The organism is Williamsia phyllosphaerae, from assembly GCF_014635305.1.
Lineage (GTDB): Bacteria > Actinomycetota > Actinomycetes > Mycobacteriales > Mycobacteriaceae > Williamsia_A > Williamsia_A phyllosphaerae.
Genome location: NZ_BMCS01000001.1, coordinates 1,183,592 through 1,206,373, shown reverse-complemented (window position 1 = coordinate 1,206,373; position 22,782 = coordinate 1,183,592). Strand labels below are relative to the sequence as shown.

22 protein-coding genes are annotated in these 22,782 nt (G+C 66.5%); 13 read left to right on the top strand and 9 right to left on the bottom strand.

All coding sequences use genetic code 11. The features are described 5' to 3' along the window. Nucleotides 1-64 precede the first annotated feature (64 nt). Nucleotides 65-1,465 (top strand): serine hydrolase domain-containing protein, encoded by a 1,401-nt coding sequence (locus IEV93_RS05565; protein WP_188487676.1) that lies wholly within the window; start codon nt 65-67, stop codon nt 1,463-1,465. 65 nt (nt 1,466-1,530) lie between these two features. Here IEV93_RS05565 and pgfA read toward each other — a convergent pair whose 3' ends face one another. Beyond that, a complete protein-coding gene (pgfA, locus tag IEV93_RS05560) occupies nt 1,531-2,682 on the bottom strand; it encodes a cell envelope lipid trafficking protein PgfA (protein WP_188487673.1) in 1,152 nt (383 codons plus the stop codon). A 369-nt stretch (nt 2,683-3,051) separates the two neighbouring features. Between pgfA and IEV93_RS05555 the strand changes: the two genes are divergently transcribed. The 3 genes from IEV93_RS05555 to IEV93_RS05545 are packed head-to-tail and all read left to right on the top strand — an operon-like array spanning nt 3,052 to nt 5,550. Continuing rightward, nucleotides 3,052-4,275 (top strand): hypothetical protein, encoded by a 1,224-nt coding sequence (locus tag IEV93_RS05555; RefSeq protein ID WP_188487671.1) that lies wholly within the window; start codon nt 3,052-3,054, stop codon nt 4,273-4,275. A 10-nt stretch (nt 4,276-4,285) separates the two neighbouring features. Beyond that, a complete protein-coding gene (locus tag IEV93_RS05550) occupies nt 4,286-4,849 on the top strand; it encodes a DUF8176 domain-containing protein (RefSeq protein WP_188487669.1) in 564 nt (187 codons plus the stop codon). Next, complete coding sequence (locus tag IEV93_RS05545) at nt 4,846-5,550, top strand: DUF8176 domain-containing protein (protein WP_188487667.1); 705 nt, start codon at nt 4,846-4,848, stop codon at nt 5,548-5,550. Before IEV93_RS05550 ends, IEV93_RS05545 begins: the two co-directional genes overlap by 4 nt. Before the next feature lie 15 nt (nt 5,551-5,565). On the opposite strand, the gene IEV93_RS05540 is transcribed toward IEV93_RS05545, so the two are convergent. Continuing rightward, nucleotides 5,566-6,108, bottom strand: a complete 543-nt coding sequence (locus IEV93_RS05540; RefSeq protein WP_188487665.1) for a CGNR zinc finger domain-containing protein — start codon at nt 6,106-6,108, stop codon at nt 5,566-5,568. Nucleotides 6,109-6,133: 25 nt separating this feature from the next. Here IEV93_RS05540 and IEV93_RS05535 point away from each other — a divergent pair, with 25 nt between their 5' ends. From IEV93_RS05535 to IEV93_RS05515, 5 genes are all read left to right on the top strand, one after another. Next, nucleotides 6,134-6,361: a hypothetical protein gene (locus IEV93_RS05535; RefSeq protein WP_188487663.1), complete on the top strand. Its 228-nt coding sequence runs from the start codon at nt 6,134-6,136 to the stop codon at nt 6,359-6,361. 74 nt (nt 6,362-6,435) lie between these two features. Beyond that, nucleotides 6,436-7,245: a DUF4436 family protein gene (locus IEV93_RS05530; protein ID WP_229704905.1), complete on the top strand. Its 810-nt coding sequence runs from the start codon at nt 6,436-6,438 to the stop codon at nt 7,243-7,245. 1,507 nt (nt 7,246-8,752) lie between these two features. Then, nucleotides 8,753-9,307: a DUF4352 domain-containing protein gene (locus IEV93_RS05525; protein WP_188487661.1), complete on the top strand. Its 555-nt coding sequence runs from the start codon at nt 8,753-8,755 to the stop codon at nt 9,305-9,307. 876 nt (nt 9,308-10,183) lie between these two features. Next, a complete protein-coding gene (locus IEV93_RS05520) occupies nt 10,184-10,384 on the top strand; it encodes a hypothetical protein (protein ID WP_188487659.1) in 201 nt (66 codons plus the stop codon). Nucleotides 10,385-11,525: 1,141 nt separating this feature from the next. Continuing rightward, nucleotides 11,526-12,332: a hypothetical protein gene (locus IEV93_RS05515; RefSeq protein ID WP_188487657.1), complete on the top strand. Its 807-nt coding sequence runs from the start codon at nt 11,526-11,528 to the stop codon at nt 12,330-12,332. 92 nt (nt 12,333-12,424) lie between these two features. Here the strand turns inward: IEV93_RS05515 and IEV93_RS05510 are convergent, their stop codons facing one another. Then, on the bottom strand, nt 12,425-13,090 hold the full coding sequence (locus tag IEV93_RS05510; protein WP_188487655.1) for a serine recombinase: 666 nt from the start codon (nt 13,088-13,090) through the stop codon (nt 12,425-12,427). A 208-nt stretch (nt 13,091-13,298) separates the two neighbouring features. On the opposite strand from IEV93_RS05510, the gene lon reads away from it, so the two are divergent. Continuing rightward, on the top strand, nt 13,299-15,617 hold the full coding sequence (gene lon / locus IEV93_RS05505; RefSeq protein WP_188487653.1) for an endopeptidase La: 2,319 nt from the start codon (nt 13,299-13,301) through the stop codon (nt 15,615-15,617). Nucleotides 15,618-15,685: 68 nt separating this feature from the next. On the opposite strand, the gene IEV93_RS05500 is transcribed toward lon, so the two are convergent. Both IEV93_RS05500 and IEV93_RS05495 read right to left on the bottom strand, forming a co-directional pair. Next, nucleotides 15,686-16,660 carry a hypothetical protein gene (locus IEV93_RS05500; protein WP_188487651.1) on the bottom strand — a complete coding sequence of 325 codons (975 nt, stop codon included), beginning with the start codon at nt 16,658-16,660 and terminating at the stop codon, nt 15,686-15,688. A 122-nt stretch (nt 16,661-16,782) separates the two neighbouring features. Then, nucleotides 16,783-17,595, bottom strand: coding sequence for a DNA-formamidopyrimidine glycosylase family protein (locus tag IEV93_RS05495; protein WP_188487649.1), 813 nt, complete (start codon nt 17,593-17,595; stop codon nt 16,783-16,785). A gap of 61 nt (nt 17,596-17,656) precedes the next feature. Here IEV93_RS05495 and IEV93_RS05490 point away from each other — a divergent pair, with 61 nt between their 5' ends. Further along, on the top strand, nt 17,657-18,118 hold the full coding sequence (locus tag IEV93_RS05490; RefSeq protein WP_188487647.1) for a DUF4126 family protein: 462 nt from the start codon (nt 17,657-17,659) through the stop codon (nt 18,116-18,118). On the opposite strand, the gene IEV93_RS05485 is transcribed toward IEV93_RS05490, so the two are convergent. Beyond that, on the bottom strand, nt 18,102-18,893 hold the full coding sequence (locus IEV93_RS05485) for an SDR family NAD(P)-dependent oxidoreductase (protein WP_188487645.1): 792 nt from the start codon (nt 18,891-18,893) through the stop codon (nt 18,102-18,104). The genes IEV93_RS05490 and IEV93_RS05485 overlap by 17 nt on opposite strands. Before the next feature lie 31 nt (nt 18,894-18,924). Then, nucleotides 18,925-19,284, bottom strand: a complete 360-nt coding sequence (locus tag IEV93_RS05480) for a hypothetical protein (RefSeq protein ID WP_188487643.1) — start codon at nt 19,282-19,284, stop codon at nt 18,925-18,927. Nucleotides 19,285-19,407: 123 nt separating this feature from the next. On the opposite strand from IEV93_RS05480, the gene IEV93_RS05475 reads away from it, so the two are divergent. Then, nucleotides 19,408-19,740, top strand: a complete 333-nt coding sequence (locus tag IEV93_RS05475; protein WP_188487641.1) for a TfoX/Sxy family protein — start codon at nt 19,408-19,410, stop codon at nt 19,738-19,740. Nucleotides 19,741-19,833: 93 nt separating this feature from the next. Then, entirely contained in the window at nt 19,834-20,442 is a 609-nt protein-coding gene (locus IEV93_RS05470; protein WP_188487639.1) for a TetR/AcrR family transcriptional regulator, read from the top strand. A gap of 12 nt (nt 20,443-20,454) precedes the next feature. Here the strand turns inward: IEV93_RS05470 and IEV93_RS05465 are convergent, their stop codons facing one another. Both IEV93_RS05465 and IEV93_RS05460 read right to left on the bottom strand, forming a co-directional pair. Next, a complete protein-coding gene (locus IEV93_RS05465; protein WP_229704903.1) occupies nt 20,455-21,162 on the bottom strand; it encodes a TetR/AcrR family transcriptional regulator in 708 nt (235 codons plus the stop codon). A gap of 37 nt (nt 21,163-21,199) precedes the next feature. Next, a complete protein-coding gene (locus IEV93_RS05460; protein ID WP_188487635.1) occupies nt 21,200-22,780 on the bottom strand; it encodes an FAD-dependent monooxygenase in 1,581 nt (526 codons plus the stop codon). Nucleotides 22,781-22,782: the final 2 nt, after the last annotated feature.

Sequence of the window (22,782 nt, the reverse complement as noted above, 5' to 3'; positions counted from 1 at the left end):
TTAAAAGTATGTCTATATTTGTTTCACAATATGTCGATACGGTAATCAAGGAGCTGGGGTGGGTATGGGTCACGGACGACGACGCTGGGCCATCGGTCTGGTCGCTTCTGTAGCGCTCGTTGTCGCGTGTGCACCGGGCGTCGGCATCACGCATGCGGGCCCCAGGGGCGCCGGGGCCTCGGAAGTCCGCGACTACGTGTCGAATGTTGCTGCAGAAGAGAGGGTTCCCGGCTATGCGGTCGCCGTGACGGGTCGAGACGGTCGAGATCTGTTCGTCGCAACCGGGGGCCGGGACGGCGACGATCGCCCCGTCGACGAGGACACGCCGTTCCTCATCGGGTCGGTGGCCAAATCGATGACGGCCACGCTGATCGCGCAGCGGGTGGCGCGCGGGGAGGTGCGGCTCACCGACCGCATCGGAACGCATCTGCCGTGGCTGCGCGCCGGAGATCCGACCGTGGAGGAGTTGTTGACCCACACCGGTGGATACACCGCTGCCGACGGCCTCGCGGTCGCCGAGCGATTCGACAACTCACCCGGGGCCGTCCGACGCGCCGCGCAGGATCTCGACCACAGCGGGACCGTTGGACGCTACGCCTACAGCGACGCCAACTACCTGGTCCTCGGAGCACTGGTCGAGGCGCTGGCCGGGCGACCGTTCGCGCAGGTGTTGCGATCTGATCTGCTCGAGCCCCTGGGGATGCGCCACACCGGAGCCGCGGCGTCCGACGCCGCCGGTCTGCCTCCGGGACACCGGTTCTGGTGGGGCCACCCACGTGGCTACGCACCGGGTTTCGACGAATCCGGTGGACCGTTCGGCTACGTGGTCTCGACCCTGGGAGACATGCAGCGCTGGGCCCGTACACAGTCCGGGCGCGCGCCCGGCGTGCTGGACCCGTCGATACTCGCCGCATTGCACCAACCGCGTGTCCGCTCCGGTGACGACGACTACGCCTACGGGTGGCGCGTCTCCCGAGGCGCGGTCCCGCAAACGATTCAGCACACCGGCGCCACTCCCGGCTACTTCGCGCACGTGCTGATGACCTCAGACGGTCGGGACGTGGTGGTGCTGATGAACGCCTACGGCGAGGCCGAGGCGCCCGTGCTCGCATCGATCGCGCCGAACCTGCTCCGCGTGCTGGACGGGCAACAGACGGTGTCGGAGCGCGGCGACATCGTGTTGTCGTCGGCGCCCTGGGTCGCGGCGGTGGCCGGCCTACTCGGGGTGGCGATGATCGGCCTGGCGTGGTCGCGGCCGCGTCGACGGGGCGTCCGCATCGGACTCGCCGTCGTGGCGGGGATCGTCTGCGCGGCAGCGGCGTCGATACCGGTGGTGCTGGGCAGTGCCTACCGGACCGTCTGGATCTGGGCGCCCGATCTGGCCGCAGCGTTGATCGTCACGGTCGCCGCGTGGGCCGTCGCCGCGGCCGTCCTGCTCCTGCGACACGGAAATCGTCCGATATAGGGCCCACCGAGGGCATATTGCCCTCGACGGTCCCTGAGTCGGACGATTTCAGTGGGAGGTCGGGCCTACGCCGTCGGGGTGTCCTTGCGCCGACGCAGCAGGAGCACCACACCGGCGATCAACGCGATGGCACCGACCACGCCGAGGATGATCGGGACGATCACGCCGCCCCATCGCAATTGGTCGACGTAACCCTGGGCCTTGTCGGACTGCCTGTCGATGGTGGCGTCGTTCCAGGCCACCGTGGCGTGGAACGCGTCCATCCGGAACTCCCGCAGCGGTGCGGCGAGGTCGGGATCGTCCGCGCCCGGTGACTTGAAGTACTGGTGCTGGACCTCGAGACCCTTGAGCGCGGTGCCGGTCTCGGGTTCGACCCACACGTGGCGGGTGGCCGATGCGAAACGGTGCATGACGACCGGCTCATTGGCCGGGATGCCCGCGATTCCCCACCACGAGGCGGGCTTCTCCAGCGACGTCCCCAGCGCGGGCTGCCCGTTCGGGGTGGGGAGGAGCACCTGGTCGATCTCCGGCACCTCGCTGACGAACTCGTAGGCGGTCAGGCCGTTGATCTTGGTCTCTTTCACGAACTTCGCGGGCAGATCCCGACGGGTGTTCGCGTCGAAGTAGGGGTACTCCTGCTTCTTCGTGTCGAACGGGAACTTGTACTGGTAGCCCTTGCGCGGGACATCGATGAAGTTGCCCTCGTTCTCCTGGATCGGCTGCCCGTCCGGACCGGCCGAGAGGTAGAGACGGTTCAGCTTCCCGTTGGGCGCGCTGGTCTTCCGGTCGACCGACAGGAGATCGATGTTCGACGACAGCAGGCCGTCGCTGCAGGAACGGGTCGCGCCGATGGGTGCGGTCGTCTGGTCGACGGTGGTGCCGTTGTCGTCGATGCGGTCGATGCGGACGGTCTGGCCCGACTGCACCGTGGCCTGGTCGGCGTTCGACGGGTCCACCACGACGGTGCGGCGCTGCTGGGTCACGTGTGCGTCGAAGACGCGCGCCTTGTCCTCACCGACCGAGCAGCGGTCGAACACCCGCGCCGGGAGGTTGTTGTCGGAGGTGATCCCCATCGGGACCGACTGCGACACCGTCGTGATGTCGAGGTCGAGCGGCACGACCTCGAGCTTCGGCACGAGCCAGGTCGGGACCGCGATGGCCGCGGTGATCGCGGCGACCCCGATGAACACGAGGAAGGGGGCGAGCAACTTCTTCAACACTGGGCTCCTGACGTGACGATGTCCGGTTCACCGTATATGGCCCCCGCCACGTGCCGGCAGCACGCTCGACAACGCCGAGGTGTCATACGAACGGCCGACACGGCGCCCGACGCGTCCGGCAGCGGGGCGTTCCAAGCGTGCAGGCCATTGGACGACAGGTGTTCTCGTTCACCGCGAACGGAACTCCACAGTGTCGACATTCCCAGTTGAACTAGACAAACGCACATGATTGAATTCGGTGAATCTTTACAGAGGCTACTGATCCCGGGGGCTGACCAGTCGCGCCCGGACGATCTGTGAGGGCTGAGTTGGTCTTCACCATTTCGTCGACGGTCACGTCGATACCTGACGCCAAGGAGCGTGACCGTGTCGCAGCAAACGCAGCGAATCACCCGTACGACCGCCGGTGTGGTGATCGCCGCAGCGATCGCCTCCGGAGCCGCCGGCCAGGCCCTGGCCGCGCCTCCCGGATCGGCCCCTCCCTCGGGTGACACCGCTCCGGGCTCCGCACCTCCCAGCCAGGCACCGACACCGGCACCCGCACCAGCGCCCCCGGCACCTCAGGGTCGCAGCATCATCCCCGCCGCCACCTTCGACGCTCCCCCGGTCTACGAAGGCAGCCCCGATTACGTCGCACCGGTGTTCAACGGCTCGTACAACCCGGCTCCGCCGGTGTTGCGTGCACCCCAGCGCGTCAAGCCGGTCAACCCGATCCTCCCGCGCCCCGGGATCATCAAGCTCGGCAACTTCCGCACCCCCCAGCCGGCGTGGTTGTCCGACGCCGACGCCCGCAACCTCAACGGGCAGGCGGCGACGATCGAGGCGCGCACCGCCACGTACTACGAGTCCATCGGCTTCCCGCCGGATCAGGCCGCGCGTACCGCCGCGTCCACCACAGTGGGCGCGCTCATCGGCGGCACCGCCGGCGCCATCGCGCTGGGCATCCCGGCCGCTGTGGTCGGTGGCGTCGTCGGTGCGGGAGTCGGAACAGCTGCGGGAGCGATCACCGGCGCAGTGGTCGGCGCGCCCGGCGGTCCCGCCGGTTCTGCAGCGCTCGCCGGACCGGGCGCCCTCATCGGCCTGGGAGTCGGTACGGGTGTCGGCATCGCAGGCGGAGCAGCCGGAGGTGCTGTCGTCGGAGCAGGCATCGGTGGGGTCATCGGCGGAGCGATCGGATACGCCGTCGGCGCAGGTGACCCGGGTGGCGATCCCAACGCCCCGCTCGGCGCCACCAACGAGGACCCGCGCAAGTCGAAGCCCGCGCCCCCGAACCCGGACGCCAACCAGTACGAGCTCCACCTCGACGATCGCGGTCTCCCCGGTGGCGGCAAGGTCGATTACGTGGTCGCGAAGAACGGCGACGTCACCGGCAATGTGAGAATCGGAGCCGTGAACGTCCCGATCGACATCGACCATGCGCAGGCCGACGCGCCGTACCAGGCGGCCGGTGTCTTCGCGCAGACCGCGCGCGACTCGGTGGCCGCGGCGGTCGAGAACTTCGGGCGTGAGGCGTTGCGCGCGTTCCCCAACCTCCGGATCGAGCACCCGCAGTACGCCGCCGCGTCGGCTGGGGGCAAGCACCGTAAGTGAGCGCCATTCGATGACCCCTCGGCACGTTGCCGGCCCACACCGTCGCCATGAGGCGGGGCGTGGGCTGGTCGCGTGTGCGACAACGGTTCTGCTGGTCACCGTCGCGGCATGCGGCAGTGATCCCGCGCCCGAGGCGTTGCCCGACGCGAGTGCTGTCGGCGGGTCCTCGATCGCCCCCATCGCCGCACTGCCTGCGATCGAGCCACTCCCCTGCGATCCGACCACCGCCGCGCCCGGCGAGACCGTCACCCGGGAGAAGGGCGGACCCGACTCGGCCATCAGCGCCGTCGCGTACTACTACTGGGCGGTCATCACCGCCCGCGACACCGCACGCGCTTCCGAGGCCATCGCCCCCGGCAACCCCATGGGCCGCCCCGAACTGATCCGCGAAGCGCTCAACGGCTACCCCGCCGGGACCACCTACTGCCTCCGGTTACGCCAGACCGACGCCGGCACAGTCCTGTTCACGATCACCTACCAACCCCCGAGCGGTGTGGTCTCCGATTTCCGGCTGCGCGCCAGCATCACCGGGACACCGGGCTCGGTGAAGATGACCGGCCAGGTCGACCAATGAGTGACAACCGCTGGGGCTGGAGCAACGACCCCGAAGGCCTCGGACCGCAGGACCCGTACCGCCCACCACCGCAGGGCCCGCCACAGGATCCGTCGTGGTTCGGCCCCGAACCCGGCCCCACGAGTGCGTGGTCGGCCACCCTCGACGAGCTCGCGATGCAGGGTCAGCGCGCTCGCTCGCAGGCCCGCACCAAGCGTCGGATGGTGATCGCGGGTGCCGTCGCTCTCGTCGTGCTCCTCGCGGCCGGAGTGACCGTGCTGGTCGTGTTCGTGACCGGCTCAGGCGATGACTCGACCGCCGGGACCGCCCCCGCGGGGTGGTGCGCAACCGGCACCGACGGTGCGGTGACGACTGTCTCGCGGGGCGGCGATCCGACGACGCCGACCGGTGTCGTCGCGGCCTTCGTGGGCGCGGCCATCGACGACCGGTCCGCCGTCGGCGCGCGCGCGACATTGTCGGAGGCCGCCGCGATCCCGACCGTTGCTCAACTCCAGCAATGGATCTCGGCACTGCCCGCGTCGACGAATGCGTGGTGCGCCCAGATCACCACGACCGAGTCGACCGCTCGCCTTCTCGTCACCCTGCGGGTGCGGACCGACGCCGGTATCGCACAGGTCGGTGTCCAGGACACGTTCTACGTCTCCGAGATCGATCCGAACCGCTGGGCGATCGACGCCATCGTCACCGGCGACGGCAGCTGATCGGCCGCACCAGGATCATCGTCGGGCAGCCGCGCGAGCCCGGTGCCGGCGGACCGCCGACCGGTTCGCACAACGCACCGAGCAGTACCGCTGGGTGCCGTTGCGGGTGACGTCGACGATCACCTTCTCGCACGACGCCCCACCCGACTCTCCTGCCGCGCAGCGTCCGATGCGGTGCATGCCACGGGTGGTCAGGTGCAGCGCCGTGCCGACCGAGATCACCGCGGTGAGTACGTGCGCGAGGGACTGGTCACGATCGCGGTAGTGCAGGTGCCAGCCCTCGTCGTCGTGGTTGGTCAGGCGGGGATACGCCGCGGCGACGCTCATCGTCTCGTTGAGCAACCGCGCCCGCTCGTCCTCCGTCGGGGCGTCGACCATCCGCAGCCACTCGTCGATCACCGCCCTGGTCTGCGCGTGGTCGTCGGCGCCGATGCGGAAGCTCATGGTCATACCGAAGTCGCGCGTTCGCTCCTCGATGCCGTCGCACGTGTCCGGCCAGTCGTTGGCCAACGATGCCGCGAGGAGGACCGCGTACTCACCGTAAGGGTTGAGATGCACAAGACCATGACAGCACAGTGGTGACATGACCACCTCGCCGTTGAACAATCCGTCCCGCCACACCGACCTCCGGCCGGAGCGCACCGCTCACGAACACGGATGGTCCACCGAGTCCGCGCATCCCACGAGCGAGGGCACGGTGCGCTACGTCCGCTGCAACTCCTGCGGGGCGCGACGGGTCGACCTACAGTTCACATCGGACGATCCGCCCCGCGGCCTGAGCCGTTCGATGCGCTCCCGCGGGACCGGCTGAACGTCCCCTGTGCGACACCGGTCCACCATCGAGGAGGAGCCATCGCGCTGACACCGACCCGCGGTCGAGCGGCCGTGGGGTTGCTCGTCCTGATCGTGATCGGTCTGTACGTCACGGTCGTCGTCGCCTACGCCACGGGCGGTGACGGTGGTGGAGCGGACAATCGGGAGCCGAAAGCGAACGGCGCATTGGTCTATCTCGACATCGACGCCGTCTCCGGTGAGGACTTCTCCCTGCAGACCCGAGCCTCGGTGTACGCCGGTACCGACCTCATCGACGGCAACGGTGATCTGCGCCAGGACCTGACCGTCGAGGTCACCCCGGCCGCCAGCGCCAATTCGCTGACCTTCGCCCGCGGAACGCAGTTGAGCTCGTTGCCGGTCACCCTGTACGCCGATGGCGACATCCGTGACTGGCCCTTTGACTCCTATCGCGCGCCGAGTCTCACGGTTCGGGTGTTCGCAGGGTCCGGCGACGCGCGGATCGCGGTGCCGACGGAGGTCGCCGTCACCGACTCGATGTCGTCATGGACGGTGGACACCACCGACACCGAGGACGGGTCGAGAGAGGCTCTCGACGTTCGTGTCTCGCGTGCCGGGGCGACGATCGCCTTCGGCATCGCGATGTGTGTGGTGCTGGCCGTTCTGCCGATCTGCACCCTGTTCGTGTCGATCCAGACGCTGCGTCGTCGTAAGCAGTTCCTGCCGCCGATCGTGACGTGGTTCGCGGTGATGCTGTTCGCGGTGTTGCCCATCCGCAACCTGTTCCCCGGGTCGCCGCCCATCGGTTCGTGGGTCGACTACACCGTCGTCCTCTGGGTGGTCATGGGACTGGCGCTCTCGCTTGTCTTCTACGTCACCGCGTGGTGGCGTCAGGGTCCGTGACCCCGGCCCACTGAGATGGTCCGACTGGCGGGCCACCGTGGTCCTGGTGACCACGCCGGGCTGCCACACGGACGATTCCGGTCCGCCGCGTCAGCCGGGTTGGCTGGGCGTTCCGTTCGCGCCTCGTGCGCCTGCAACGCCGACCGCGCCCGGTGGCACCGGCGCCATTGGACGCACCGTTCGCTCCGGTGGCACCCGAACCGCCGGATGCACCGTTGGCGCCGGCCGTACCCGTACCGCCCGAGGCACCAAGGAGCCCGCCGCGACCGCCCGTGGCCGCCGCGCCACCGATTCCGCCTGAGCCGCCCGTACCACCCGAGCCGCCCGCTGCGACCGAAGCCGCCGATCGCGGACTGACCGCCTGCGCCACCGGCAGGGCACTAGTTCGGCTCTCGCTCAGATGGCCTGGGCTCTTGCCATCTGGTCCGCGACCTAGAAGGTCTGTGACCCATTTTCGGGGGATGGCTACGACCGCGGGCTTCGGCTCTGACTCCGCAGCGACCCACTAGCCGCGGAGTTCCCCGACTCGAAGGTCGGCAATCGGCCGCTCCTCGTCGACGCCGATGCTTGCTGGTCAGCCGCCCCCTGCCTGGGGGTCGTGCAGCGACAGAACCCCGGCCCCTTGAGCTCGGCCGTCCACAGTGTCGTCGTCACGGACTGATCTGACGAGTCGCGATGAAACTTTCATCCGATCAGACGACATGGACATATCCGAACCAGAAAAACCGGCCACTCGGCTGTAACGCTGTTGGCGGCATCGCATATAACTGTCTTCGGCACGCGTCGCGTCCCGTCTTGTCGCTCAAGAAAGCCACGCACTCATGTATGCACCGTCGCCGGATTTGTCCGGTTACACCTGCGACCGCCCCGGCTATCACCCCCCGGGCTGCGGCGGCAGCCACCGACGAAACGCGGTAAGCCGACGTTCATCGTTGTTGGTCGCGTCGAACCAGAGACACTGGCACCAATACCGCGTCCGCTACGTCGACCATACGCACCCCGTCATCCGCCATTTGACGTCGACAAGGCCCACCCGGGAGCCACCACTGGCCGTCGCTCGGTACCCACTACCGTGCAGACATCCGTCCCCACTAGCTGCGAACTGGCCAATCTCTAGGTAGCAGCGTCGCAACATTCGCAATGAGCAGTGGAAGATATTCCATCGCTTCGTCGCGACAGGTATACCCGCGCGCCTCCCTGCAGAATGGGCACCGGAAGTTCATTTTGTGCAGGTCCGAACAGGGCTCAGGCAGCTTCAGCCTCGGCTATTGGCCGCGATCCACGATCACGTCACAACGTAAGCGACAGCCGCCTCACTCTATCCAGAACTTGCGCCACTAAGCGCACCCAGTGGATGAGCAAACCACCTCCGCTTGCAAGTCAAAAGGTTTATCAATGAATTCGAAGGAGCAAAGCGATTAAAAACAAGGCTAACTGGATACTCGCCCTCGCACTAGTGGCGCTCGTTGTCATCGTCGGAGGTACCACTATCGCGATCACGGCGTCAATGACCTCGGACTCGAACAGTGCGCGTTATACAACACCCAGCACAAACGCCGCGCCGTACGAGGGGCCAATTACTGTAACTACCACCAAAACGGCCACACCTATGTCCTTGATCGGACAGCCGGTTTCCACCGGCACCGCTAGAGTCACGGTCCAAAATGTGACCTACCCAAACACGGTTGAAAAGTATGAGGAGAACGGAGGCGACGACTACTTCGCCACTATCGCACCGCCCGCGGGGGGCAAGTTTGTGCTGGTGGAGGCGGTAGTCGAGAACGCTGGCAGCCAGGGTGACAATGTTTACCTCGAAGGTTGGGTTAAATCTAAGCTGGTGGATAACCAGAATCGGGCTTTCGACACTATTCGGAACGTGTATCAGATCAGGCAAAACTACGACCGTATGTCGGAAGAGCTGATCGGCGATCTTCAACCGGGCTTCTCCGTGAAGATGTATTACCTATTTCAACTACCCCCCAACTCCTCACCCCGCGCGATTGCATTCATCGACAATAGAATCCGCCCTCAACTCATGGCGTATAGCTACGTGCAGATCTGATGAACGAAGCAAATCTCTATAGCCAGCACGCCGCCATCACAATATTCAACGCGCAGCAAGAGATTGAACCGAGAGTGAAGCGCCTGAAGAGAGGCTTGCTTCTGAACGACGCTACGTCGTCTAAAAGACGTGCCCGAAAGCGTCCTCGACCTACACGTGGCGCCCCTGCGCGTCCTCATTTTTGCGGACCCGTTCGCGTTCTGTTTCTTCCAGTTTTCGACGAGCCGCCATCTCTGCGTGGGTGACGGCCCGCATTTCGATCGCAGCCATGATGTTGCACAATCTGGATTCGATGCTGAGCGTCGCAAAATCTGCCCAGGATTTCTCCACGGTGAATTCGGGGGCGTCAAGCGTGGTGACGGCGAGACGCTAAGAAAGAACGCAGTCGTGCTCCGAGATTTTTCGCCATGAGGCGCTTAGCCGCATTGAGCTCGCGCTGAGTGGGAACGAGTCGAACCTTGTCTTGAAGTTGTCTAATTTCGATTTTTCACCGAAAGCTAGCGGACTACAACGCATCGGCCCGCGAGGTGCGGTTCGGCGCGAGTGGTAGTGAGCCGGCCGACTTCAGGACGTGGTGAACACCGAGCCCAGGGCACGCTCCGCATCGCGCGTAGCGCGTGCAATCTGCGCCGTTGAGGGTCCCGATCGCGCCGCGGGTCGCCGCGTAGTGGTCCCCCTCGGTGGTGGCGGCGCGACCCGCCCACCGATTAATAGGCGTGGAACGGGCCGAACCCCGTTGACGAGCCGGCCCGTCCGCTGCACAGCCCGGCGCATGCCACTCGCGCTAGGCCGGAAATCCTCGCCCGTCCTGCTCGAGGTTCTGATAAAGCTTGGAGGTCTGATCCGCATGGCGGCAACGAACAACCAAGGAGCCCGATGGCGTCGAACTACGAATTCACCGGTAACGAAAATAATCAGGCAGGGTTTCGGGACAAGGTCAGCGGCTCGATGACCTGGCTCACGAACGTAGATGCGGCTCCCGTTGAGCTTCTCGACGACGACGAGGTGATCATGACGACTAGCGGACAGCGCGCCGTATGGTCGATCCGCGAGCAACGAATGGTGCGGTGGCCCTGATCACACCTCAAATTTATTACCGCGAGTCTGGCTGCAAGCGCGACTTCACTCTCGACGTAATCAGACGCAGAGGGTCGCGGCATGGGACAGAAAAGCCGATGTCAAGCGCCGACCGCCGGGCCGCAGTGGGCCGAGTTATGCGACGAAGTTGCCTCTTCCAGACCTTGACATGGCGAATCGGCGGCCCGCATAAGTGATGGGGGTAGCTCAGATCCGGCCCCGGTAGGTCAGGCAGCGCACTCCGTGGGCGTCACCCGATCCCTTGGCATATTTGGTGTACGCGTTGAGTGCTAAGAAGATCTCACCTTTGTTCTCTGGCCGAGCAATTCCACTCAAACGCTGGACGTCTCGGATCGGCACCTTCACCGCACGGTGCTTGACTTGGGCCAGCGCTCGCTTGGCGCGGACATCGACTACGCCATCCGCGCCAGGCGGGGCTTCTTTGCATCGAGGTAACCATCATTGCGCATCTAATGCTCGGCGAAATTTTCAGCGTCCTGCCAGGTCTGCGGAAGGCGACCTCCCAATCCGAATGACAATTGAGGGGGCGCGGAGGCTGGCTGATCTAAGCCATCTGGCGGGCGCCACGTGCGCCATGAGGGTGTGATGTAGTCCGGTTCTCTAATGAGAGCAAAGGGTTGGCAGCGCGACCGGCTTAAACTTTCCCAGTTGCAGCTCGTGGCTTCGTTGTTCAAGATCAGCCTTAGTTGCATCGACCTTGGCGAGCAACCAGTCGCCGAGTCCGGCCTGCACTTCGTTGAGGCGCGTTGCGACCGAGCTCGATCTGTACCGGATCTCACCCCTGAGTCCTTGGGCTCCGTGCAGGCAAATCCTGCAGCGACTGACGGCAATGAGTAGGAGCGGCGCACCGCAGTAGTCGCAAGACCTTTGTTCGCCACGCTTCAAAGATTCGCTTACGTGATTTCGTGCATCTGGTGTGGTTCGCATCGGGGTGGCCCTCCGGCGACTGCGGACTGGATCCCGCCCCACCCCAGACGCACTGGGATCACGAGCTCGGGCAGCAGGGATGTGGAAGCACACCGTGTCGCCTTTGGGTGTTTTACTCTGCATCCATGACCAACCCGACAACCGGATGGCACGCAGATATCAACGTCCCCTCGCTCGGGCGAGGGGACGAAGCATGACCGGCGAGAGAACACGGTACGAGATCGCTGAGATCAAGACGATCCGGGGCACTGAGTCGAAAACGATCGCAAGCAAGCAGCAGCAAGGCTGGGAGCTGGTCACCCGAGAGGATGGCCGACTGCGAACCACCTTGACCTTCCGGCGACCAAAGCCAGAACCTCCTTGGCGATTGTGGGCCGCACTCGCCGGTGTCGGCGTCATCCTGGCGGGCGTCATTACCGTCGGGGCGCTGTTGGAGGACGACAGCACCGCGCCCAAGACTGACCCCGTGGCGGCCTCGGACGCTGAGCAGTCCTCCCCGCAGCCTGCTCCGAAACGGGAAGCGGAATCCTCCGCCTCGGCTGACCCGATGACTTGCAAAACGGAAGGGTTTTTCGGAGATCCATGCAAGTTCGGTCAGACCGCGATCTACAGCGACACGGTGCGGGCGGGCGAGGTGAGGCTGGAGATCACCGTGGGCGCACCAGTCAAGTTCGTGCCGAGTAAGAACGCGAGCACCTTGTACGACAGTCCTCTACAGCCGGTGACTGTCTACTTCCCGGTCACCGTGAAAAACAAATCGTCCGAAGTTCAGGATTTTTACTTCCATTCCCAGGCAACCAACGCAGAACAGGGAGACTCCAGCACTCAGTCAGTGAGCGACGGCGACGTCGACTTCCAGGCTGCTACCGGATTGGGCGAACTGCCGTTAGGGAAGTCGTTCAGCGTCAAGGACGGCTGGGCCTTGGAAACCTTTCAGGGTGTCGAGTACAGCCTGAGCATCGATGGTCTGGCCGGATACACCGTCAAATTCACACGGTAATCCTTAACTGAGTAACACTGTTACTAAGAACTTTCAGCTCTACGTTGAGGTACGGGCCGATTCCTCAGCGGCAGCGCTTCCGAGTGGTGTGTTTAGCCCAGACTCTGAATGACGCCTACGGCGAGATTGGTTACCTGTTGGCCCATCTCACTACCGGCCGCGGTGGATACGGCGCCGATGACGTTACTGAGGATGGCCATCAATTTGTTCTTATCCTGCTCCGGCTCGGCCGCTGCCGCCCGCACGTCGTCGGCAAGGGCCTCGACTCGACCGGCGTCCACGGGCTCCTGCGAAGCCAGCAGCCTTTCCAGTGCGTTAGCGACGGCCAGCAAACTCTCGACCTGCTCACCGGTCGGGGCGAAGGTTTGAGTGAAGTTGTTGCTCCCGATCGCCACATTGGTGGGGGCGTTGGTGGTCACGTTGTAGGTGTTCGTGACACCGGTGGTGTTCGCTTGCTGGGCCGGTCCCGGCCGCACCGAGAGTCCCTGTGCGACCAGATTCTCCCCGTCGGAGGTGATTGCTGGGCGGGGAACGCCACCGCCGAAAGCGCCGCTGCCCTTGATGTAGCCCTGGTCTTTGAGATAATTCGTAGCGGAGGCAACCTCGTCGGCAGTGATCGGCTCGGCAGCCCAGTTCGCCGCCGCCTGGACATCCCCGACGTCGACGACTGGCGAGCCGTTACCCTGCATCTTCATCTCATAGAGCCAGAGCAGGATCGCATCCCTCGCGTTCCACGCTCGGTCAGCACCAGCACTCATCACAAGGCCTTTCGTTTAAACCGCGCGGGCAAACTCTTGCTGTTCACGTCCACGGTAGATCCCGGTCCTGACAGCGAGTGCCATCCATTTGGAACAGCTGAACGCAAGTTGAGAACGTAGGATTCCGCTCACAACGAACACGGACTTGAGTGGGAACAGATCAACTCCTCCGCCGGTTGAGCCGATCAGACTTAACCTTGGAGGAAGAATGAGCGATACGCGCTTACCGGTTCTGTTCCTGACCGATCCCATCCTGCTGCCCGGCATGGTGGTCCCCATCGAACTCGATGACGCAGCTCGCGCGGCCGTGGACGCGGCCCAGGCCACCGAATCCGGAAAGCTGCTGGTCGCGCCCCGTCTCGAGGACCGCTACCCGTCCTATGGCGTGGTCGCATCCATCGTGCAGGTGGGCCGGCTCAACGGTGGGCAGGCCGCCGCCGTGGTCAAGGGCGAGGGCCGCGCACACATCGGCTCCGGCACCACCGGGCCCGGCGCTGCGCTCTGGGTGGAGGTCGAGACCGTCACCGAACCCACCGTCAGCGACGAGACCAAGGAGCTCGCGGCCGAGTACAAGAAGCTCGTCCTGGCGATGCTGCAGCGCCGCGAGGCGTGGCAGATCATCGACTCGGTGAACAAGCTGACCGACCCCTCGGCCCTGGCCGACACCGCCGGGTACGCCTCCTACCTCACTGACGTCCAGAAGCGTGAGCTGCTGGAGACCCCCAACGTCGCCGAGCGGCTGCGCACGCTGATCACGTGGACCACCGACCACCTCGCCGAGGTGGAGGTCAACGACAAGATCGCCGGCGACGTCCGCGACGGCATGGAGAAGACGCAGAAGGAGTTTCTGCTGCGTCAGCAGCTCGCCGCCATCCGCAAGGAGCTCGGCGAGGACGAGCCGGACGGTTCCGACGACTACCGCGCTCGGATCGAGGCGGCGATGCTTCCCGACAACGTCCGCGAGGCAGCCCTCCGCGAGGTCGGCAAGTTGGAGCGCTCGAGCGATCAGTCGCCCGAGAGTGGTTACCTGCGAACCTGGTTGGACACCGTCCTCGACCTGCCGTGGGACACCACCACGACCGACTCCACCGACATCGCCTCTGCGCGCGAGATCCTCGACGCCGACCACCACGGTCTCGAGGACGTGAAGGATCGCATCGTGGAGTACCTCGCGGTGCGTGCACGTCGGGCCGAGCGCGGCCTGCAGGTCGTCGGCGGCCGCGGCTCCGGTGCTGTCATGCTGCTCGCCGGCCCTCCCGGTGTCGGCAAGACGTCACTGGGCGAGTCGATCGCACGAGCCCTGGGCCGCAAATTCGTTCGCGTCGCCCTCGGTGGTGTGCGCGACGAAGCCGAGATCCGCGGTCACCGTCGGACGTACGTCGGAGCGCTGCCCGGACGCATCGTGCGGGCGATCGGCGAGGCCGGGTCGATGAACCCGGTCGTGCTGCTCGACGAGATCGACAAGGTGGGGTCGGACAACCGGGGTGACCCCTCGGCCGCGCTGCTCGAGGTGCTCGACCCGGCGCAGAACCACACGTTCCGCGACCACTACCTCGACCTGGATCTCGACCTGTCCGACGTCGTGTTCCTCGCGACCGCCAATGTGGTGGAACAGATCCCGTCGGCGTTGATCGATCGCATGGAGCTGGTGACGATCGACGGTTACACCGAGGACGACAAGGTCGCCATCGCGCGGGACTACCTACTCCCCCGCCAGCGTGACCGCGCGGCGCTCACCGCCGACGAGGTCACCGTGACCGACGAGGCGCTGCACAAGATCGCGGCCGACTACACCCGGGAGCCGGGTGTGCGTCAGTTCGAGCGGTTCCTGGCCAAGGCGCTGCGCAAGGCCACCACGAAGCTGGCCGCGGACGACACCGCGTTGGTGATCGACGAGCCCGATCTGGTGGGCTACCTCGGACGCCCCCGGTTCACCCCGGAGTCCGAGGAGCGGACCGCCGTGCCCGGCGTCGCGACGGGTCTCGCCGTCACCGGCATGGGTGGCGACGTCCTGTTCATCGAGGCGTCGTCCACCGTGGGCGACGCCGGACTGACCCTGACCGGTCAGCTCGGTGACGTGATGAAGGAGTCGGCGCAGATCGCGCTCTCCTACGTCCGCTCGCACGCGGCGGAGCTCGGTGTCGATCCGTCGGCACTGGACCGCAAGATCCACATCCACGTCCCCGCGGGCGCGATCCCGAAGGACGGCCCGTCCGCGGGCGTCACGATGGTGACGGCGCTGGTGTCGATGGCGACCGGTCGTCGGGTCCGGGCGGATGTCGGGATGACCGGTGAGGTCACACTCAACGGTCGGGTGCTCCCGATCGGTGGGGTGAAGCAGAAGTTGCTGGCCGCCCAACGGGCCGGTCTGACAACGGTGTTCATCCCGGCGCGCAACGAGCCCGACCTCGACGAGGTTCCCGCCGAGGTGCTCGACGCGGTCGACGTGCGGCCGATGACCGACGTCGCCGACATCATCCTCGCCGCCCTGGAGGACGTCGAGCAGGGCGCGTCCATCGCGGCCTGATCCGGGCGATCAGTCACCAGACACCACTGCCCCACCGGATCCCGGTGGGGCAGTGGTCGTCTGTGGGGTCAGGCGGAACAGTTCTCGGTGGCCACCGGCGCGAGCTTCCCGCCGATGGCGGCGAGGAGTTCGCTCGCGTAGCACTGCAGATCCTCGTACGGTCCGTGCGCTCGAGCGGTGTCGAACAGCTTCGACACCAACGCCGCCTCGCCGTACTTGCAGCCGAGGCTCAGCACCGCGCTCGCGGCGGCGCCGACCGGTCCACCGACAGCGGCGACAGCAGCTCGCGCCGCCGAGGTGCACCCGATCTTGACGCCTACCCCGAGGACCGCGGCCGCCGCCCGGCGCACGGCGTTCGCCTCCCCACCGGTCAGAGCAATCTGGACCGATCGCCCGAACGTGATGCGCGGGTCGGCGACCACCGGGAAGCGAGTGGCCGCGGTGGGTTCGACGAGCTGCGTGATCGTCGACCCCGAGACCTCGAAGCGCGTGTCGACCGACCCTCCGTCGGCGGCGATCGCCCACGGCTTGGCCACCGACCCGAGCGTTACGTCGACCCCGTCCTGGGATGCACGCAGGGCGACACCGCCGTCGGGACGCAGCGTCAGGCGCTGATCCGGGAGTCCGCCGACGTCGAACGCGTAGGACGACGCGCCCTGCTCTGCGCCGATGGTGATCGCGTGCTGCGCGACCCCCGGCGACACCGCCTGCGACACGATCTTGGCGTTGCCCGCATCCGCGACGGCGGCACCGTCGACGACACGGCTGCCATCGGATCGCTGCGCGGTCACGGTCGCCTTGGCGCCGCTCGGTGACGTGACGACGACACGCGCCGGACCGGACGCCGGCACCGACACCCCGTCCGAGGACACCCCGGTCCCGGTGGGTTGGCCCGCATCCGACGTCGCCTTCTGGGTGGCGGCAACCGCCGTCTGGTCGCTCAGCTCACCCGCGGGCGCCGCCTGCGCGGGTACCGCCATCGTCCCGAGGACTGTGGCGATCGCCCCGGCCATCACCACCGCGCTGCGCCGCCACCGTCTCATCGACCCGTCTCTGCCCATCACCTGAGTGCCCATATCGTGAGCGAGGGTACCGAGCCTCGGTAAGCAGAGACGCGGAATGGTGAGATCCGGCAAACGTGACCACCGCGATGCCCGCCCGACGGTCAGGGCCGCGGCGAGTTCGCGGGCTCGGGCTGGCAGTGCGGGCACCACCACGTCCGACGGCGCTCGGGGTCGTTCGGGACCTCGTCGACCACCAGTATCGTTGTCCCACAACGTAGACAGGGTCGGCCGGCCCGTCCCGCGACCCAGTGCTGCTCACCCTTGCGTTTGTTGCCGGTGGTCACCTGCATCGCCCCCGGCACGGTGGCCGAATGGGTGAGGGCACGAGCGCCGAGTTTCAGCAGAGCTCCGAGATCGACATCGGAGACCGGTGTCCACGGGAAATGCCCGCGCAGGAAGCACAGCTCGTTGACCCACAGGTTGCCGAACCCGGCGACGCAGCGCTGGTCCAGAAGGGCCGCGACGAGCGCGCGGCCGGGATCGGCCGACAGCCTGCGCGCGGCCTCGGTCGCATCCCAGTCGGTCCGCAGCGGATCGGGACCCAGGTACCCGACGGCCTGATCCTCGTCACCGGTTCGGATCAACTCGACGACCGGTAGCCGGACCCCGTAGGCGGCGGGCCCCTCGGTCCGCAGGACGACCCGCACGTCCGGCATCACCGACCGCGGCAGCCACTTGCCTTCTCTCGAGACGGTCCACGACCCCTGCATCCGTAGGTGGGTGTGCAGGGTGAGGTCGCCGGACAGTCGCGTCAGCAGATGCTTGCCGTGCGTCACGTGCTCGAGCACGGTGCGATCGGCAAGATCGGCGGTGGCGTGCGCCGGGACCCGCAACTCGCCATGCGTCAGCACGCGGCCTCGCATCGCGGAATCGAGGCGCCGGGCAAGCGCGAACACGGTGTCACCTTCGGGCACGTTCCCATCGTCCTCGTCATATCGGGTTCCGTCACCGGCCCGGGGCGGGTAGGACTGATCCATGACACCTCGAATGCTGTCGGCTCGAACTCTCGGCTCAGCCGCCGTCATCGGATTCGCGAGTGGTCTGCGGAGCGCGGTGGGTATCGCGTCGTTCGTGCACGCGCGGTTCGCCGGGACCCCGAATTCCACGCTCGCCGACGGTGCCGCGGCGGTCGCGATCGTCGGCGAAGCCATCGCCGACAAATTGCCGTTCACTCCGTCGCGTCTGCAGATGCCCGGTCTCCTCGCGCGTGTCGCGGCCGGCGGCCTGGGGGCGCACAGCCTCACCCGGCGCGACGACCCCGAGACCGTCGCCGCCGCGATCGTCATCGGATCGGTTGCGGCGCTGGTCGGTTCCTACGCCGGCGCAGCCTACCGTTCCGCCGCGTCGACGAAGGTCCCGCCGATCGCGGCCGCACTGGCCGAGGATGTCGCGGCCAACGCTCTGGCCTACACCGCAGTGATCAACACACGCCCGTGATGCCACCGTCGACGCGCAGCTCGACACCCGTGATGTAGTCGGCCAGCGGACTTGCGAGGAAGGCGATCGCGGACGCGATGTCGTCGGGGCGGCCGAGCCGTCCGACGGGGTTCGGTGCGTAGTCCGCCGTCACCGCGGGCTCGATGTCTTCCCATGCCAGGCCCGCGTTCTCGGGCCGCACGGAGAACATCGACCGCATCGACGGGGTGAGGATGACCCCGGGGCTGACGCAGTTCGCGGTCACCCCGGAACCGGCGAGGTGCTGCGAGAGGCTCACCGTCATGTTGACCACCGCCGCTTTGGCCGCCGAGTACTCCACCATGGTCGCCAGCGGGGTGACCGTGGCCCGGGTTCCGATGGTCAGCACTCGCCCCCACCCTTTCTCGCGCATGGTCGGGGTGAGGCGGCGGACCAGCCGCACCGTCGAGAAGACGTTTCCCTCGAACGCCGCCGCCCAATCGTCGGGAGCTGCAGTGTCCCAGCTGTTCTCGACGAACGGCCCGGCGTTCGCGACGACGATGTCGACTCCCCCGAGCTCCGCGACCTCGTCGCAGATGCGATCGGTGTCATCGGCGCGGGTCAGATCGCCGACAACCGACGAGCACTGCGCTCCGGTTGCCGAGATCTGCGCAGCTGCCTCCTCGGCTCGACCACGATCGCGTCCGTGGACGACCACGGCGCACCCCTCCTCGGCCAATCGCTGGGCGATGGCACGGCCGATGCCGCCGCTGCTCCCGGTGATCAGGGCGCGACGGCCCGACAGGTCGAGGTCCATGTGACGACGCTAGGCCACGACCCCGACACCCTCACGTGATGACGGTGTCGTCCGCGGGTTCGGCGGCGGTCTTCTTGTCGCCGATCAGGGCACGAAGCGGCCAGAACAGAACCCACAGCACCGGGTAGAGGACCCAGTAGTAGATGACGCCGACGACGAGTCCGGCCACGGCCCAGAACGGCCAACACAGCAGGAACAGCAGCTGGACCAGCTGTTTGATCACGACGGGCATTCCCTCGCCCATCGCGAGCATCTGCCGCGGATGCATCCCGCGGAGGTACGAGCGGAGCCCGTCGTCGTCGGTGCCGGTCACTGCAGGGGTGCCCAGACGCTCGGAGTCCTCGTCGAACGGTGGAGCGGACTCGGGCCGCGGCATGGGGGCATTGGTCATGGCTACTCCTGTGTCAGATCCCGACAACTCACCGAGGGCAGAACCTAGCCGGGTGGTGTTGGAACTCGATTGGATCTCCCCCACCGCGAGACAAGCCACGTCTCGCCGTCGAAGAATGGGGGCATGGCCTACGACGAAGTGCTCGCGGATCGCGTCCGTGAACTCCTCGAGATCGAGTCCGGCGTGACCGAGAAGGCGATGTTCGGTGGGCTGGCGTTCCTGATCGACGGACACATGGTGGTCGCGGTCAGCAAAGAGGGCGGTCTCATGCTCCGCGTCCCACCCGACGAGACCGACGAACTACTCGAACACCTGCACACGTCGCCGATGATCATGTCCGGACGCGAGGCCCGTGGATGGCTGCGCGTGGCGAGGGCGGGTATCGAGAGCCGCGACGAACTCGGTGACTGGGTGGATCGCGGCGTCACCCATGTGCGCACACTTCCACCGAAATGACACCGTTCTCACCCGCGAGACGGGTGGTGATCTATGTCGCCCGAACCGCGAGAGTAGGCGAATTCGGGGGCGCGAGACTCTATAGTCTGCCTAATGACAGCCGAGAACGGCGGGGAACCTGTCGGATCCGGCGGTCCTGACCGCAAAGGTTCTATCCGCGAGCGCATTCTGGCCGCCGCGGTGAGGCTGTTCGGCGAACTGGGTTACACCGAGACCACCATGGAGCGGATCGCCGCCGAGGCGGGTGTCGCCCGGGCCACGGTGTTCAACAATTACGCCTCCAAGGAGAAGTTGTTCGACGCGGTCGCGAGTACCCATTACGTCGGTTTCGCGGACTGCCTTCGCGCCGAGAACGATCCGGACCTCGAACTCCGCGTGCGTCTCGACAACGCACTGGCGCGGTGGTCGTCCTCGTTCGCGACGCACGTGGACGCAGTCATCCCCGTGGTGCACTCGTGGGTCCATGCCGGTGGCCCGCTACTACCCGGATCGGATGCCACCGCCGACCTGCTGGCCGAGATGATCGGCGCTGAGCAGGCTGCCGGCCGGCTCGGCTCCGAGAGGTCTCCCATCGTGATGGGTCGCGCTGCGAGTGACGCGCTCACCGGAACTTTGTTGCGGTGGACGACCGACAGCAACCCCACTGCGGAGTCGCTCAGCGAGGCCCTGATCGCAACGGCTGACGCGATCAGGTTCGAGTAGATCGGAAACAACTCACTCCTGCGCGAGCAGTCGCTCCAGGTAGTCCAGATCCTGGCGGATGAGGGCGATGGCCCGCTCCGGCCCCTCGGGAGTCGATGGTCCGACCTCGGTCTGTGACACCGTCCGCAGCGCCATGTCGGCGAGCTGAACCGCGGCGGTCCGGTCGGCGTCGGGATCGCCGGGGGTGTGCCACCACGCCACCCAGTTGAGCATCCCGATGATCCCGAGCGCGGCGGTCCGTGGATGGACGGGCCGCATCTCGCCGCTGCGCACCCCGTCCTCGATCACCCGCACGAACTCCTGGAGCACGTGCCGACGGCTCTGCTGAAAAGCCCGGGAGATGTCGTCGGGCAACGCCGCCTCGGATCGGATGATCAGCTTGAACCGGTCTGCGGTCTGCGCCTGGTTCAGCGCGATCGCCGTGGCCATCTTCCGGAGCTTCTCGCTGGGGCCGAGGTCGGTGCGTTCGTTGATCTCATGCAGCATCGCGGCCGGGGTGTCCGTGCTCTCGCTCACCAGACGCGACAACAGCGCGTCCTTGTTCGCCACGTAGTGATAGAGCGACGGTCGCGTCAGTCCGGTGGCGTCGGCGATGTCCTGGAGCGTCGTGCTCGCGTACCCCTTCTCCGCGAACAACCGTGTCGCCTGGTCGAGGATCTGCTTCTCGACCAGCTCGCGACGCGGGTTGCGCGCCGGTACCGACTCGTTCTCGCTGGTCATCGGTGAAGGATAACCGGCGGGATTCGCCGAAACGCCCTCACACCGAGGACGCCACGGCCGGCGCTCCCCTCTCGGTCTCCGCGTCGGCGCGCTCCGGCGTCGCCACGAGGTGGGTACGACCACTGACCAGACCCGCCGCCGCATCGGCGAGACAGTTCGACGGCACCTCCACGACCACGAGTGCGTCGGTGTCACGGACGACGCGTTCGGCGATGTCCAGGCGGGTCAGCACGGCGTCACGATCGGAGACCCCGGTGAGCCAGACCACGGCATCTCCGCGCGCCGCGGCGACGAGCGCATCGGCCGCCTCGTCCCAGGCGGAGTCGGTGTCCACATGATGGACGACGGTCGCCGGGCCGTCGCGCAGGTCCGCAGGCGCCAGTCGTGCCGAGTAGGACCCCTGCGGGTGCTCCAGGGGCTGCGCCAGCACCCACTGCTCGACGTCATCGGGACGGGCCCGGTCGTCGGCGACGCCGGCGTAGCTCGTGACACCCGCCCACGCCACCTCGGGCGCCGAATCGAGGAACCGGTCGAGACCCACCTTCCCCGATCTGGTCATGTAGGAGACCATCAACCGGTCCACGGGGAGATCCATTCTCTGCGGGAAGGACTCCCACCACAGTTCACTGCGCCGGGCGATCTGCTGGAGATGGTCGACCGCGGGGCGACGGGTCCGCTCGTAGCGCGCGAGGGCGTCGGCGATCGAGTCCGAATCCCACAGTGCCGCATCGAGTGCGATGGCGTCCTCCATGGCCAGCTTGGTACCCGATCCGATCGAGTAGTGGGCGGTGTGCGCCGCGTCGCCGAGAAGGACGACGTTGTCGACCGACCAGCGATTGCATCGGACGGTTCGGAACTGCATCCAGCGGGTTCGGTTGCCGATCAGACCGTGGCCGTCGAGTGTCTCCGCGAACGCCGACTGCAGGTACCGCAGAGAGGTCAGATCAGAACCGGCCTGGTCGGTCTCGGCGGTCGAGACGTCGAAACCCGCTCGCCTCCAGGTGGCTTCGTCGGTCTCGATGAGGAAGGTACTGCGGTCCGCCGAATAGGGGTAGGCATGGGCGACGAAGGTCCCGTGCTCGGTCGTCGACGGGACGAAGATGGCGCTCGGTAGCGCGAAATCCGTTCCACACCAAAGATACAGACCGGCTCCGGTGGTGAGGTGGGCACCGAAGCGGGGATCGGATTCACGGGTTGCACTGTTGATGCCGTCCGCGGCGATCACGAGGTCGGCGTCCAGGTCGGCCGCCACATGGCGTTCACCGAAGACGAGGGTGACACCGGCTCGCTGCGCCTGATCCTGCAGGATCGCGAGCAGCTGTGTGCGGGCGATGGCCAGCAGATCGCCGTGCGCGATGCGGACCACGTCCGCGCCCACCTGCATGGACATCTCGTGTGAGTACGCGGCCGCGACGATCGCCTCGAGCGATGCCGCATCGGCGTCCCGGAGGTTGCGCTGGGTGCGTGAGGCGAGCCCGACACCGAACCCGAAAGTGGTGTCGGGCGAGCTCTGTTCGTAGACGGTGACGTCGGCTGCGGGGTGGCGCAACTTCAGCAGTCGTGCTGCGTAGAGGCCGCCGGGGCCGCCCCCGAGGACGGCGATGCGAGCGAGGTTCATGA

What these genes read in the sequence shown, in the direction of transcription:
- IEV93_RS05565 (WP_188487676.1), top strand. Translation starts at nt 65, where the DNA reads ATGGGTCACGGACGACGACGCTGGGCCATCGGTCTGGTCGCTTCTGTA.
- IEV93_RS05550 (WP_188487669.1), top strand. Translation starts at nt 4,286, where the DNA reads ATGACCCCTCGGCACGTTGCCGGCCCACACCGTCGCCATGAGGCGGGG.
- IEV93_RS05545 (WP_188487667.1), top strand. Translation starts at nt 4,846, where the DNA reads ATGAGTGACAACCGCTGGGGCTGGAGCAACGACCCCGAAGGCCTCGGA.
- IEV93_RS05535 (WP_188487663.1), top strand. Translation starts at nt 6,134, where the DNA reads ATGACCACCTCGCCGTTGAACAATCCGTCCCGCCACACCGACCTCCGG.
- IEV93_RS05525 (WP_188487661.1), top strand. Translation starts at nt 8,753, where the DNA reads ATGACCTCGGACTCGAACAGTGCGCGTTATACAACACCCAGCACAAAC.
- IEV93_RS05520 (WP_188487659.1), top strand. Translation starts at nt 10,184, where the DNA reads ATGGCGTCGAACTACGAATTCACCGGTAACGAAAATAATCAGGCAGGG.
- IEV93_RS05515 (WP_188487657.1), top strand. Translation starts at nt 11,526, where the DNA reads ATGACCGGCGAGAGAACACGGTACGAGATCGCTGAGATCAAGACGATC.
- IEV93_RS05510 (WP_188487655.1), bottom strand. Translation starts at nt 13,090, where the DNA reads ATGAGTGCTGGTGCTGACCGAGCGTGGAACGCGAGGGATGCGATCCTG.
- lon (WP_188487653.1), top strand. Translation starts at nt 13,299, where the DNA reads ATGAGCGATACGCGCTTACCGGTTCTGTTCCTGACCGATCCCATCCTG.
- IEV93_RS05500 (WP_188487651.1), bottom strand. Translation starts at nt 16,660, where the DNA reads ATGAGACGGTGGCGGCGCAGCGCGGTGGTGATGGCCGGGGCGATCGCC.
- IEV93_RS05490 (WP_188487647.1), top strand. Translation starts at nt 17,657, where the DNA reads ATGACACCTCGAATGCTGTCGGCTCGAACTCTCGGCTCAGCCGCCGTC.
- IEV93_RS05485 (WP_188487645.1), bottom strand. Translation starts at nt 18,893, where the DNA reads ATGGACCTCGACCTGTCGGGCCGTCGCGCCCTGATCACCGGGAGCAGC.
- IEV93_RS05480 (WP_188487643.1), bottom strand. Translation starts at nt 19,284, where the DNA reads ATGACCAATGCCCCCATGCCGCGGCCCGAGTCCGCTCCACCGTTCGAC.
- IEV93_RS05475 (WP_188487641.1), top strand. Translation starts at nt 19,408, where the DNA reads ATGGCCTACGACGAAGTGCTCGCGGATCGCGTCCGTGAACTCCTCGAG.
- IEV93_RS05470 (WP_188487639.1), top strand. Translation starts at nt 19,834, where the DNA reads ATGACAGCCGAGAACGGCGGGGAACCTGTCGGATCCGGCGGTCCTGAC.
- IEV93_RS05465 (WP_229704903.1), bottom strand. Translation starts at nt 21,162, where the DNA reads ATGACCAGCGAGAACGAGTCGGTACCGGCGCGCAACCCGCGTCGCGAG.
- IEV93_RS05460 (WP_188487635.1), bottom strand. Translation starts at nt 22,780, where the DNA reads ATGAACCTCGCTCGCATCGCCGTCCTCGGGGGCGGCCCCGGCGGCCTC.